At 65.1% G+C, this 13,138-nt stretch carries 10 protein-coding genes; 5 read left to right on the forward strand and 5 right to left on the reverse strand.

The features are described from left to right. Positions 1-71: 71 nt before the first annotated feature. From BRAGE_RS0143865 to BRAGE_RS0143880, 4 genes are all read left to right on the forward strand, one after another. Entirely contained in the window at positions 72-803 is a 732-nt protein-coding gene (locus BRAGE_RS0143865) for an amino acid ABC transporter permease (protein WP_027562970.1), read from the forward strand. A gap of 3 nt (positions 804-806) precedes the next feature. Continuing rightward, entirely contained in the window at positions 807-1,499 is a 693-nt protein-coding gene (locus BRAGE_RS0143870; protein WP_027562971.1) for an amino acid ABC transporter permease, read from the forward strand. A gap of 12 nt (positions 1,500-1,511) precedes the next feature. Next, positions 1,512-2,243: an amino acid ABC transporter ATP-binding protein gene (locus tag BRAGE_RS0143875; protein ID WP_027562972.1), complete on the forward strand. Its 732-nt coding sequence runs from the start codon at positions 1,512-1,514 to the stop codon at positions 2,241-2,243. Positions 2,244-2,455: 212 nt separating this feature from the next. After that, positions 2,456-3,316, forward strand: a complete 861-nt coding sequence (locus tag BRAGE_RS0143880) for a D-amino-acid transaminase (protein ID WP_027562973.1) — start codon at positions 2,456-2,458, stop codon at positions 3,314-3,316. Between the two features lie 135 nt (positions 3,317-3,451). Here the strand turns inward: BRAGE_RS0143880 and BRAGE_RS0143885 are convergent, their stop codons facing one another. The 3 genes from BRAGE_RS0143885 to BRAGE_RS0143895 form a co-directional block, all read right to left on the reverse strand. Then, positions 3,452-3,913 (reverse strand): carboxymuconolactone decarboxylase family protein, encoded by a 462-nt coding sequence (locus tag BRAGE_RS0143885; RefSeq protein WP_027562974.1) that lies wholly within the window; start codon positions 3,911-3,913, stop codon positions 3,452-3,454. A 29-nt stretch (positions 3,914-3,942) separates the two neighbouring features. Then, complete coding sequence (locus tag BRAGE_RS0143890; RefSeq protein ID WP_027562975.1) at positions 3,943-5,559, reverse strand: MDR family MFS transporter; 1,617 nt, start codon at positions 5,557-5,559, stop codon at positions 3,943-3,945. Between the two features lie 115 nt (positions 5,560-5,674). After that, positions 5,675-6,856 carry an HlyD family secretion protein gene (locus BRAGE_RS0143895; RefSeq protein ID WP_027562976.1) on the reverse strand — a complete coding sequence of 394 codons (1,182 nt, stop codon included), beginning with the start codon at positions 6,854-6,856 and terminating at the stop codon, positions 5,675-5,677. Between the two features lie 299 nt (positions 6,857-7,155). Here BRAGE_RS0143895 and BRAGE_RS0143905 point away from each other — a divergent pair, with 299 nt between their 5' ends. Further along, positions 7,156-8,067 (forward strand): LysR family transcriptional regulator, encoded by a 912-nt coding sequence (locus BRAGE_RS0143905; protein ID WP_027562977.1) that lies wholly within the window; start codon positions 7,156-7,158, stop codon positions 8,065-8,067. Positions 8,068-8,186: 119 nt separating this feature from the next. Here the strand turns inward: BRAGE_RS0143905 and iaaH are convergent, their stop codons facing one another. Then, complete coding sequence (gene iaaH / locus BRAGE_RS0143910; protein WP_027562978.1) at positions 8,187-9,605, reverse strand: indoleacetamide hydrolase; 1,419 nt, start codon at positions 9,603-9,605, stop codon at positions 8,187-8,189. Positions 9,606-9,680: 75 nt separating this feature from the next. Beyond that, complete coding sequence (locus BRAGE_RS0143915; protein ID WP_028146506.1) at positions 9,681-13,130, reverse strand: indolepyruvate ferredoxin oxidoreductase family protein; 3,450 nt, start codon at positions 13,128-13,130, stop codon at positions 9,681-9,683. Positions 13,131-13,138: the final 8 nt, after the last annotated feature.

Consider the following 13,138-nt stretch of genomic DNA (forward strand, 5'->3'; position numbering starts at 1 on the left):
TGGAGGGAAGTGGCCGGACATTTGCATAGGCGCCGGGACATTTCTGACTGGCGCGTTCGCGCGGGGGACACGTGAACTACAACTGGAACTGGGGAATCTTCTTCCAGCCGAACCCGATGGGGACTGGCACCTATCTCGACATGCTGCTGTCGGGACTGGTGCTGACCCTGGAGACCGCGGTGCTGGCCTGGATCATCGCGCTGATCACCGGCTCGATCGTCGGCGTCATGCGCACGCTGCCCTCGAAGGGCGCCTACTGGTTCGGCTTCTGCTACGTCGAATTCTTCCGCAACATGCCGCTGCTGGTGCAGCTGTTCCTGTGGTTCTTCGTGCTGCCGGAAATCCTGCCGAAGGCCGCGGGCCTCTGGCTGAAGCAACTGCCGAACGCGCCGTTCTGGACGGCGGCGATCGGCATCGGACTGTTCATGTCGGCGCGCGTCGCCGTTCAGCTGCAGGCCGGCATCGGCTCGCTGCCGCGCGGGCAGAAGATGGCGGCGACTGCGCTGGGCCTGACCACGGTGCAGGGCTATCGCTACGTGCTGCTGCCGATGGCGTTCCGCATCATCCTGCCGCCGCTGACCTCCGAGTTCCTCAACACCATCAAGAACACGGCGGTCGCGATCACCATCGGCCTGCTGGAGCTGACCGGCCAGGCACGCTCGATGCAGGAATTCTCGTTCCAGGTGTTCGAGGCCTTCACCGCCGCGACCATCCTCTATCTCCTCGTCAACGCCGTCGTCGTGACCGGAATGCGCTTCCTCGAGCGCTGGGTCGCGATCCCCGGCTACATCACGGGGAAATAAGCGATGCTCGGCAATTTCGATTTCGACGTCATCCGCCGCGCGCTGCCCTATCTGTTCTACGAGGGCATGACCTTCACGCTGACGCTGACCGCGCTCGCCGCGTTCGGCGGCCTGGTGTTCGGCACGGCGCTCGCCCTGATGCGCCTGTCCGGCCTCAAGCTGCTCGGCCGCATCGCCGGCATCTATGTCGACTTCATGCGCTCGCTGCCGCTGGTGCTGGTGATCTTCTGGTTCTACTTCCTGGTGCCCTATATCGGGCAGTGGCTGACAGGCGCCTCGCGCCCGATCAGCGTCGGCGCGTTCGCATCCTCGCTCATCACCTTCATCATGTTCGAGGCCGCGTACTTCTCCGAGATCATGCGCGCCGGCATCCAGTCGATCTCGCGCGGGCAGCCGGCCGCAGCCAGCGCGCTGGGGCTGACCTACGCCCAGACCATGCGCTACGTCGTGCTGCCGCAGGCGTTCCGCAACATGCTGCCGGTCCTGATCACTCAGACCATCGTGCTGTTCCAGGACACCTCGCTGGTCTACGTCCTGTCGATCACGGACTTCCTGGGCGCGGCGAGCAAGGTCGCACAGCGCGACGGCCGCCTCGTCGAAATGTACCTGTTCGCAGCCGTCGTCTACTTCACCATCTCCTGTATCGCGTCCTTCGGCGTTCGCCGCCTCCAGGCGCGCATCGCCATCATTCGCTAGAGCGCATCGATCATGATCGAAATCAGCCACGTCAACAAATGGTACAGCCCGACCTTCCAGGTGCTGACCGACTGCACCACCAATGTGACCAAGGGCGAGGTCGTCGTGGTCTGCGGCCCTTCGGGCTCGGGCAAGTCGACCCTGATCAAATGCGTCAATGCGCTGGAGCCGTTCCAGAGCGGCGACATCCTGGTCGACGGCACCAAGGTCAACGATCCCAAGACAAATTTGCCGAAGCTGCGCTCGCGCGTCGGCATGGTGTTCCAGCACTTCGAATTGTTCCCGCACCTGAAGATCATCGACAATCTCTGCCTCTCGCAGGAGAAGGTGCTCGGCCGGTCGCACGACAAGGCGGTGACGAAGGGCATGCAGCTCTTGGAGCGCGTCGGGTTGAAGGAGCAGGCGCAGAAATTTCCGGCGCAGCTCTCCGGCGGCCAGCAGCAGCGCGTCGCCATCGCGCGTGCGCTTGCCATGGACCCGATCGTGATGCTGTTCGACGAGCCGACCTCGGCGCTCGATCCCGAGATGGTCAGCGAGGTGCTCGACGTCATGGTCGACCTCGCTCGCGAAGGCATGACCATGATGGTCGTGACCCACGAAATGGGCTTTGCCCGCAAGGTCGCCAACCGCGTCATCTTCATGGACCGCGGCGAGATCGTCGAGGACGCTCCGAAGGACGACTTCTTCGGCAAGCCGCGCAGCGACCGTGCGCAGAAGTTCTTGTCGAAGATTTTGTCGCACTAAGGTCTCCGTCATTCCGGGACGCGCCAGAATTGAATTCGCCGTCATCCCGGGGCGCGCGTAGCGCGAGCCCGGGATCCATACTCCCGATGGTGGTTATGGATTCCGGGCTCATTCGCTTTGCGAATGCCCCGGAATGACGAAACGAGGGTGATTGGCGCCACCATTTCGGTTATAAGCGCGCCAAATCCCCCTTTCCCGCCAGGAGACCCGCCTTGGACTCGATCGCCTACGTCAACGGTTCATTCGTCCCGCTCTCGGACGCCAAGGTCTCGATCCTCGATCGCGGCTTCCTGTTTGCCGACGGCATCTACGAGGTCTCGGCGGTGCTCGACGGCAAGCTGGTGGACAACGCCTCGCATCTGGCGCGGCTGGAGCGGTCGGTCGGCGAGATCAAGCTGAAGCTTCCGGAGACCGTCGAGCGCATCACCGAGCTGCAGAAGGAGCTGATCGCGCGCAACAAGGTCGAGAACGGCCTCGTCTACCTCCAGGTCACGCGCGGCGCCGACAAGGGCCGCGACTTCGCCTTTCCGAAGGGCGACGTCAAGTCGAGCCTGGTGATGTTCACCTCCGAGAAGGACATCATCAACGCCGCCTCGGCCAAGACCGGCATCAACGTGATCACGGTGCCCGACATCCGCTGGGAGCGCCGCGACATCAAGAGCGTGGCGCTGCTGGCGCAGGTGCTGGCGAAGCAGGCCGCGGCCGAAGCCGGTGCCGGCGAAGCCTGGATGCTGCAGGACGGCTACGTCACCGAAGGCGGCTCGTCATCGGCGTTCATCCTCACCAAGGACGACGTCATCGTCACCCGCAAGAACTCCAACGCCATCCTGCCGGGCTGCACCCGCAAGGCGGTCGTCGCACTCGCCGAGGAGCGCCAGCTCCGCGTCGAGGAGCGGTCGTTCACGGTGGAAGAGGCGCTGGCCGCGAAGGAGGCGTTCGCGACGTCGGCTTCGCTGTTCGTGCAGCCGGTCGTCGCCATCGACGGCAAGAAGGTCGGTGACGGCAAGCCCGGCCCGATGGCCACGCGGTTGCGCGAGATCTATGTGGAGTTCGCCAAGGCGACGGCGGTTTAGGCCGCATACTCCGCTATCGTAGCTATCGTAGGGTGGGCAAAGCGAAGCGTGCCCACCATTCCCGCGGATGCGTGAGAAGGCGTGGGCACGGCGCAAGTGCGCCTTTGCCCACCCTACGAGATTTGTCCTTGTGGCCTACGCCACCGACGCCTTCACCTTCACCGGGTGCACCGCGCGGAACGCGATTGCCAGCCTATTCCAGGCGTTGATGGCGCCGATCAGCATGGTCAGGTTCACCGTCTCCGCGTCGGAGAATTGCGCGCGGACCTGATCGTAAGTCTCGTCAGGCGCGTGCGTCTCGGAGATCAGCGTCACGGCTTCAGTCCAGGCCAGCGCGGCGCGCTCGCGGTCGCTGTAGAGCGGGGACTCCCGCCAGGCGTTGAGCAGATAGATGCGCTGCTCGGTCTCGCCACGCTTGCGGGCGTCTTCGGTGTGCATGTTGATGCAGAAGGCGCAGCCGTTGATCTGCGAGGCCCGGATCTTGACGAGCTCGATCAGCGATTTCTCGAGGCCCGTCGACTGGATCTGTTCCTCCAGCGCCATCAGCGCTTTCATCGTCTCGGGGGCGGCCTGGTAGAAGTTCATGCGGGGTTTCATGGTCGTTCTCCTTGCTTGCTGGATTGAGGTCAGTGAGCGCCGCCGGCCGAGGTCTGGCCGGCCTTCTTCAGGAACAGGACGGCGGCGAGCGCGACGATCAGCGCCATGCCGAGCAGATAGAAGGTGTCGCTGAAGGCGAGAATAAAGGCCTGCTTCTGCACGGTATGGCCGATCGCGACATAGGCACGATGCGCGGCATCCGCACGGTCGAGGACGCCGTGATTGACGAAATACTGCGTGAGCTGTTCCAGCCGCGTCCGCGTCGCCTGCTCGAACATCGAGACCGACTGCATCAGCACGTTGGAGTGATACTGCTCGCGCTTGGTCAGCACGGTCTGGAGCAGCGCGATGCCGACGGCGCCGCCGAGATTGCGCATCATGTTGAACAGGCCGGAGGCCGAGCCGGCGTTCTCCGCCTCGATGCCCGCCGTCGCGACCGCCGACAGCGGCGCCATCACCAGCGCCTGGCCGATGGCGCGAACGACGTTCGGCCACAGCAGCTGGTCGGCGGCATAGTCGTTGGTCATATAGATGTTCATGAAGTTCGACGCAGCGAACAGCACGAAGCCGATGCCGATGATGATCCGCGCGTCGAACTTCTGCATCAGGCGCGGCACCAGCGGGATCAGCAGGAGCTGCGGCAAGCCGGTCCAGGCCAGCACGAAGCCGATCTGCTCGGCATTGTAGCCCTGGATGCGCGCCAGATATTGCGGCATGATGAACACCGAGCCGTAGAGCGCGATGCCGAGCAGGAAATTCGCCAGCATGCCGAAGCCGAAATTGCGGCGCGCGAGCAGGCGCAGATTGAGCAGCGGCTTCTTCACGGTGAGCTCGATGATCAGGAACGCGGTCAGTGCCACGGCTGCGATCACGCTGAGCTTGACGATGAAGGGCGATCCGAACCAATCGTCCTTGTTGCCTTCCTCCAGCACGGTCTGCAGCGCGGACAGGCCGATCGCCATGGTGATAATGCCGGCCCAGTCGCCCTCGCGAAGCAGCGCCAGCTTCATCGGCTTGGCCTCGAGCGCATACCAGAGCATGGCGACCATGATCGCGCCGGGCACGAGGTTGACGTAGAAGATGTACTGCCAGCCGAGATTCTCGGTGAGATAGCCGCCGATGGTCGGGCCGATCGCGGGGGCGAACGTCGCCGACAGCGCGAACATGGCAAGGCCGACGGGCTGCTTTGCGCGCGGCAGCAGCGTGATGATCAGCGTGAACGCCATCGGGATCAGCACGCCGCCGGTAAAGCCCTGCACGGCGCGCAGCACGATCATCTGCGGCAGGTCCTGCGCCAGCGCGCAAGCCGCCGACAGCGCCAGGAACAGCACCGCGTTGGTGAGCAGGTAGATCCGGATCGAGAACACTTGCGCGAGCCATCCCGACAGCGGGATCACCACGATCTCGGCGATCAGATAGGAGGTCGAGATCCAGCCGCCGTCATCGATGCCGGCGCCGATCGCGCCCTGGATGTCCGCCAGCGAAGCGTTGACGATCTGGATGTTCAGCACCGCCATGAAAGCGCCGAGCGTGGCGCCGATCACCGCGATCCAGGTTTTTGCGGAAATGACTGGTGCGGCAGGCGCAGCCGGAGCGGGGATGCCGGCAGCGGAGGCGGCGTTGAGGGCGGGTTGGAGCGTGCTCATGGAAGCCTCGTCTCGGGTATGGAGACAGGATGCGTCAGGCGATTGGTTTCGATAATCGAGGAAGTTGGGGAAGCATCGTCCGGCAGGAATTGATAGTCCTGCCGATCAACCCACCTCAGCTGCCGTTCGGGCGAGGCGCGTTGTTGGCGAGATGCCTGGCCGTATTGCGCTCGGCCAGCACCGTCTGCTTGGTGTCGACGGTCGGCACCGCCGACATGCCGGGCCGGAGCAGTCCGGTCAGGCTGTGGTCGTCGAGCACGATCTTCACCGGCACGCGCTGCACGATCTTGGTGAAGTTGCCGGTGGCGTTGTCAGGCGGCAGCAGCGCGAATTCCAAACCGCTCGCCGGCGACAGGCTGTCGACATGACCGTGCAGGGTCTGGTTGCGGAAACTGTCGACGCGGAGCTCGACCGGCTGGCCGGGGCGCACATGCGTGAGCTGGGTCTCCTTGAAGTTCGCGACCACATAGACCGCGTCGAGCGGCACCACCGCCATCAACTGCGTGCCGGCCTGCACGAACTGGCCGACGCGCAGGCTGCGCGCGCCGACGGTGCCGTCGACAGGCGCGGTGACCTCGGTATAGGACAAATTCAACCCGGCCTGCTGCGCGACCGCGCGGGCGCGGTCGAGCTGCGCCGCGGCCTGAGCGCGCTGGGTGGTGAGGACGTCGACCTTGCGCTGCGCGGCGACGAGGCCCGATTTGGCGTGCTGCAATTGCGCGTTGCTGGCGCGCAGCGCCGCATCGGTCTGCTGCGCGCGCTGGATCGTGCCGGAGCCCGACTTCATGAGGTCGTCGTAGCGGGCGCGCTCCTCCTGCGCGAACTTCAGATTGGCGTCGGCGGCGGCGACATCGGCGGTGCTCTGCTCGATGACCGGCTGCTGCAGCTCGAGCTGCGCATCGATGTTGCGCACCGAGGCTTCGCCGGCGGCGACGTCGGCTCTCGCCTGGTTCAGCGCCGCCCTGAAGTCGCGGTCGTCGATCTTCGCCAGCAATTGGCCGGCCTTGACCCGCTCATTGTCGCCGACCAGCACCTTGGCGATATAGCCGGAGACCTTCGGCGCGATGATCGTGGAGTCGGCCTTCACATAGGCGTCGTCGGTGGATTCGAGGTAGCGGCCGTTGGTCCAGTAGTCGTGGCCATAATAGGCGACCGCCGCCGTGCCTGCGAGCAGCGCGAGAGCCAATGCCGCGCGCCGGACCAGGTTCCGGGCCGGCATAGCCCGCGGCTTCTTGGCGTAATCATGAACGATTTCAGTCGCTTGCTCGAAATTCTCGGTGCGGGGCATCTCGGACATAGCAGTCTCCTGTCGGCTCCGTGAGACTATCGTTCGTTCCGGCTCTGATGATAATTTGCGAAATTCGGGAAGGATTATCCATCGGAGGTGGATAGTCCGCACCGTCGTCCTGGCTGGTGATGATCTACCGAAGCAGGCCGGCGACTGCCCCAGAGCGATTGCCGCGTCCGTCGCGCGATTGCTGCTAACCCATCGCGCCCGCACGGATCTGCGAGCGGGTGAGGGCGTGTGTATGATCGGATGAGATAATCGGGGTGAATTCCTTCCGATTATCGATCGAGATGGGATAATCGGCGGCCATGGATCGATTGACGAGCCTCGAAGTGTTCAGCCGGGTGGTGGAGACCGGCGGCTTCTCCGCAGCCGCCCGTAAGCTCAACATGTCGACCACCATGGTGAGCAATCACGTTCAGGCGCTGGAAGACCGGCTCGGGGTGAGGCTGCTTCACCGCACCACGCGCAAGGTCAACCTCACCGAGATCGGCAAGGCCTATTACGACCGCTGCGTGCAGATCCTCGCCGATATCGAACAGGCCGACGACATCGCGGGCGAACTGCAATCGGTGCCCCGCGGCACGCTGCGTATCCACGTTGCGACCCACATGGTGCCGTTCGTCGCGCCCGTGGTGGCGAAGCTGCTGTCGGTCTATTCGGAGCTCAAGATCGATCTGCGCATGGGCGAGGCCGATGTCGATCTCATCGAGGAAGGCTACGATGTCGCCCTGCGCATGACCCCCCCGCCCGATTCAAGCCTGATCGTGCGGAGCCTTGCCACCTGGCGTCACGTGCTGTGTTGCTCCCACGACTATCTCGAGAAGCACGGCCGGGTGCAGCGGCTCGAGGAGCTGACCGCGCATAATTGCGGCCGTCACCTGAACTATCCGTTCGGCGACGAGTGGCGCTTCTTCGATCGCAAGGGCGCGCCGGCCTCGGTGCGCATCTCCGGCAGCTTCGTCACCAATAGCGGGGAAGCGCTGCGCAGGGTGGCGCTGGAGGGAGCTGCCGTCTGCCTGATGGCGGGGTTTCTCGTCCAGGACGATCTCGACGCCGGCCGGCTCATCCGGTTGTTGCCGGAATATCGACCGGTCGAGCTGTCGATGAACGCGGTCTATCCGCACCGGCATCATCTGTCGGCCAAGGTCAGGACCTTCATCGACCTGCTCGTGCACCACAGCGCCGAGCAGCAGAAGCTGGTCAATCCGTATGCGTGACGGCGCCGCGTCGGCAGAACCGTAGGGTGGGCAAAGGCGCGAAGTGCCGTGCCCACCATCTCTTCGTGAATTCGAAGGAAGCCGTGGGCACGCTTCGCTTTGCCCACCCTACGATAGCGTCAGCGCGGCGGCGGCAGCCGCCCGAACACGGCATCGAGCGCGACGCCGATCGCGAGCAGCCGGCGATCGCTGCCTGCCGGGCCGTCCAGCTCGAGACCGACAGGCAATTTGCTCGTGGCGCCCAGCGCGACCGGAATCTGGATACCGGGAATGCCGGCATTGCTGCCGGGATCGGTGTTCTGGATGATCAGGCCGAAATTTTCCAAGCTGCTGGAGTCGGGATTGGAGGCAATCGCCACGCGCGTCGTGGTCGGGAAGGCGATGGCGTCCAGCCTGTTGCCGGCAAACGTGCCGCTGTAGAGCGCCTGAAGTGCCGGCCGCCCGGTTTTGATCGCGGCGTCATAGAGCGGCTTGGCGTCGAGCAGCGTGCCATCGGGAGCCGGCAGTTTGCGCGGGATCACGAAGCCATCATAGATGCCCTTGACGTCGGCGCTGGAGATGTCCTTCGCCAGCGCCTCGATGCTGAGGCCGGTGCCGGTATGCTCGAGATAGGCGGCCAGATCGTCATAGGCCTCGTACAGCGCGACGGGAAAGCTGACCTGGCCGTTGAGCTCGGCGAGCTGCGGCATCGCGATCTCGACGATGGTGACGCCCCGCGCCTTCATGGCCGCGATCGCCGCGTGGAAGGCGGCTTCGGTGTCGGCATCGAGATTGGTCAGCATCGTCCCCACGATGCCGATGCGGACCTGCTTCAGATCCGCCGGTGTGATGTCGTCGCCGCCGGCGACGACGCGGTCGAGCAGTGCAACATCCGCCATGGTCGCGGCCATCGGGCCTGCGGTGTCGCGGGTGTGCGAGATCGGCGCGATGCCTTGCTGCGGATAACGACCGACCGTCGGGCGCAGCGAGGCGCATCCATTCAGCGCGCCGGGCACCCGGACCGATCCGCCCGTGTCGGTGCCGAGCCCGCCCGCAACGATCCGCGCACCGATCGCAGCGCCGGTCCCGGACGAGGACCCGCCGGCGATCAGCGAGCGGTCATAGGCGTTTCGCACACCGTACTCCACGCCGGTCTTGAACGCGGTGTTGTAGCCGGAGACCCCGAAAGCGAGCTCGTGCATGCTGGTCTTGCCGATGATGACCGCGCCTGCGGCGCGCAGCCTGGCGACCACGGGCGCGTCTGACTTCGGAATGTAGTCCTTCAGCGCGGGTGTGCCGGCGCTGCACGGAAGTCCGGCAACCTCGATATTGTCCTTGATCACGATGGGAACGCCGCCGAGCGGCTTGCTGGTGTCGCCGCTCGCGTCGAATGCGGCGGCGGCCTTCAGCGCGCCAGCCTCGTCCAGAGTCACGAAGGCGTTGAGATCGGCATGGGCCTTGGCACGGGTGAGAGCTTCCGTCGTGAGTGATGTGCTCGCGCCTTTTCCGGCGCGGAGGTCGGCGGCGGCCTGGCTCAGGGTCAACTGGTGGAAATCCATGATGCGTCACCTGATTGCGGAGGCGCCAACAGGCGCCCCTTAAAGTCTGGAGGCTGAGGCCTCACTGGTGTCGCGTCAATCGTGGGCGTGCATCTTTTGCGTTACCGATGTCGTCAAATTCGCAACGAGCCGCTCGACCTCGGGCTTCACCTTGGCGATCGCGGCGTCCTTCACGGGTCCGTAGCCACGGATTTCCATCGGCGCTTTTGCGATGACAACGAGGTCGGACAGTCGCGCTGCGTCGAGATTGCCGAGCATGCGCTCGATCAGCCCTTCATACCAGCTGATCAGCTCCCGTTCAGTGCGCCGCTCATGCGTGTAGCCGAACGGGTCGAACGGCGTTCCGCGTAATCCCTTCAATCGCGCCAACACGGCGAGCGGCCTCTGGATCCACTGGCCGAAGGCGCGCTTGCGCGGACGGCCGCGGGCATCGCGCTTGGAGGACAGGAACGGCGGGGCGAGGTGATACTGGACGCTGAATCCGTCCTCGAACTCGCGCTTCAGCTCGTCGCGGAAGCCGCTCTGCATATGCAGGCGCGCGACCTCGTACTCATCCTTGTAGGCCATCAGCTTGAACAGGGCGCGGGCAACCGCCTCGGTCAGCGCCGTGCTGTTCAGGGCCGTTTCGGCGTTGCGGACCTTTGCGACGATTGTCCGATAGTGCGTCGCATAAGATTCGTCCTGATAGGCGGTGAGGAATTCGGCGCGCCGGGCGATGATCTGGTCCAGCGTCTCGGCTTGCGGCGTCGCGCTCGCCTCCGGCAAGAAGTCCGGATCGGCAGCCGCAATGCGGCCCCAGGCAAAGGCCTGCCTGTTGCGCTCGACCGCGATGCCGTTGAGCTCGATCGCGCGCAGCAGTGCGGATAGCGAGACCGGCACCAGCCCATGCTGCCAGGCAAAGCCGAGCATGATGATGTTGGCGTAGACGGCGTCGCCGAGCAGCCGTTCGGCCAGCGCATTGGCATTGATGGTGTCGAGATTGCTCTCACCGATGACATGGCCGATCGCGCGCAGGCGGGCGGGGGAGGCGAGATCAGCATCGCGGAAACGCACGACGTCGCCGGTCGGCATCTCCGCCGTGTTGACCACCGCGCGGGTGCCGCGGCGATAGGTGCCGGATGCCTTGGGCGAGGAGCTGACGACGAGGTCGCAGCCGATCAGTGCATCGGCCGCGCCCTGGTCGATGCGGACCTGGTGCAGCGCGTCCGGGGACGCGGCAAGCCGGAGATAGCTCAGCACGGGGCCGAATTTTTGCGCAAAGCCGGTGAAGTCGAGCACCGAGACGCCGCGTCGTTCCAGATGCGCGGCCATGCCGATCAGCGCGCCGACCGTGATCACGCCGGTGCCGCCGACACCGGTCACGAGCAGATCGTAGGGTCGATCGAGCGTTGTGGTGACGGGCAGGGGAAGCGTGGCGGCCCGGCCCACCGCATCGATCTCGCTTGCACTCTTCTTGCGTCGCGTCGCGCCTTCGACGGTGACGAAGCTCGGGCAGAAGCCGTTGAGGCAGGAGAAATCCTTGTTGCAGGCCGACAGGTTGATCCGGCGCTTGCGGCCGAATGGCGTCTCCTTCGGCTCGACGCTGAGACAGTTGGACTCGACCGAGCAATCGCCGCAGCCTTCGCAGACGAGGTCGTTGATATAGGCAAAGCGCTTGGGGTCGGCGAGCTGCCCCCGCTTGCGGCGTCGCCGCTTCTCGGTGGCGCAGGTCTGCTGGTAGATCAGGACCGAGACGCCCGGGACATCCCGCAGCTCGCGCTGGACCGCATCCATCTCCTCGCGCGGATGGATGGTGACGCCGATCGGCAGGTCCGCCGGAGCAAACTGCGCGGGATCGTCCGAGACCAGCGCAATGCGCGCGACGCCCTCGGCGCGGACGCTGTGTGCGATGGCATGCACGCTGATGGGGCCGTCGACCGGCTGGCCGCCGGTCATTGCGACGGCATCATTGAACAGGATCTTGTAGGTGATGTTGGCTTTGGCGGCGATCGCCTGGCGGATCGCCATCGAGCCGGAGTGATAATAGGTGCCTTCGCCGAGATTCTGGAAGACGTGCTTGTTGCCGGTAAATCGCGACGATGCCGCCCAGTTCACGCCCTCGCCGCCCATCTGGATCAGCGACGAGGTCTCGCGGTCCATCCAGCTCGCCATGAAATGGCAGCCGATGCCGGCCAGCGCCTTCGAGCCTTCGGGGACCTTGGTNGAAATGTTGTGCGGACATCCCGAGCAGAAATACGGCGTGCGCGTTGCACCGGCGACGGTGATCGTGCGTGCGGCCTCCGGCATCAAGGCGGCCGCACGTGCCGCAAGGTTGAGGCCGGGAAACATCGGATCGAGCCGGCGCGCGAGCACGCCGGCCAGCGCGCGCGGCGACAATTCGCCGATCCAGGAGATCAGCCGCCCGCCGCGCTCGTCGTGCTTGCCGACCATGCGCTCGGGCTTGGTGCCGGGATAGTCGTAGAAATATTCCTTGAACTGGCTCTCTATGATGCCGCGTTTCTCCTCGACCACGAGGATTTCGCGCTTGCCCTTCACGAACTCCATCGCGTCGTGCAGCGCCAGCGGCCAGACCATGCCGACCTTGTAGATGTCGATGCCGATGCTGCGGCAGGCCGCCTCATCGAGCCCCATCAGGCGCAGTGCCTCCATCAGATCGAGATGCGCCTTGCCTGTAGTGACGATGCCGTAGCTGGCATTGGGGATGTCGTAGATATGGCGATCGATCGGGTTGGCCTTCGCGAAGGCGTAGACCGCGTGCTTCTTCGCCTCCAGCCGCTCCTCGATCTGCGGCCCCGGCAGATCGGGCCAGCGATAGTGCAGCCCGCCTGGCGGCGGCGTGAAGTCCGGCGTGCGGAAGGCGCGGGGCGGGCGCAACGCGACGGAGGCGCCTGATTCCACGATCTCCGAGATCGCCTTGAAGCCGACCCACATGCCGGAGAAGCGGCTCAGCGCGTAGCCATATTCGCCGAACTCGAGATATTCGCTGACGCTGGCCGGGTGCAGCGTCGGCATGAACCAGCTCATGAAGGCGACGTCGGACTGGTGCGGCATCGACGAGGAGACGCAGCCATGGTCGTCGCCGGCGACCACCAGCACGCCGCCATGCGGCGAGGAGCCGTAGGCATTGCCGTGCTTGAGCGCATCGCCGGAGCGATCGACGCCCGGGCCCTTGCCGTACCAGAGCCCGAACACGCCATCGACCTCGCGGTCTCCTTGCGTCTCGACCTGCTGCGAGCCGAGCACGGCGGTTGCGGCGAGGTCCTCGTTCACTGCGGGGAGAAATTCGATCGCATCGTGCTTCAATCGCTCCTGGATGCGCCACAGCTCGAGATCCATGCCGCCGAGCGGCGAGCCGCGATAGCCGGAGATGAAGCCCGCGGTGTTGAGCCCCGCGGCACGGTCGCGCCTGATCTGGTCGAGCGCAATGCGGACGATGGCCTGCGTGCCCGTGAGGAAGACGCGGCCCTCGTCGCGGTCGTAGCGGTCGGAGAGCTCGTAACTGTCGAGTGACGGAATGGCGTCCATGGCGGACC

This window comes from Bradyrhizobium genosp. SA-4 str. CB756 (assembly GCF_000473125.1).
GTDB lineage: Bacteria > Pseudomonadota > Alphaproteobacteria > Rhizobiales > Xanthobacteraceae > Bradyrhizobium > Bradyrhizobium arachidis.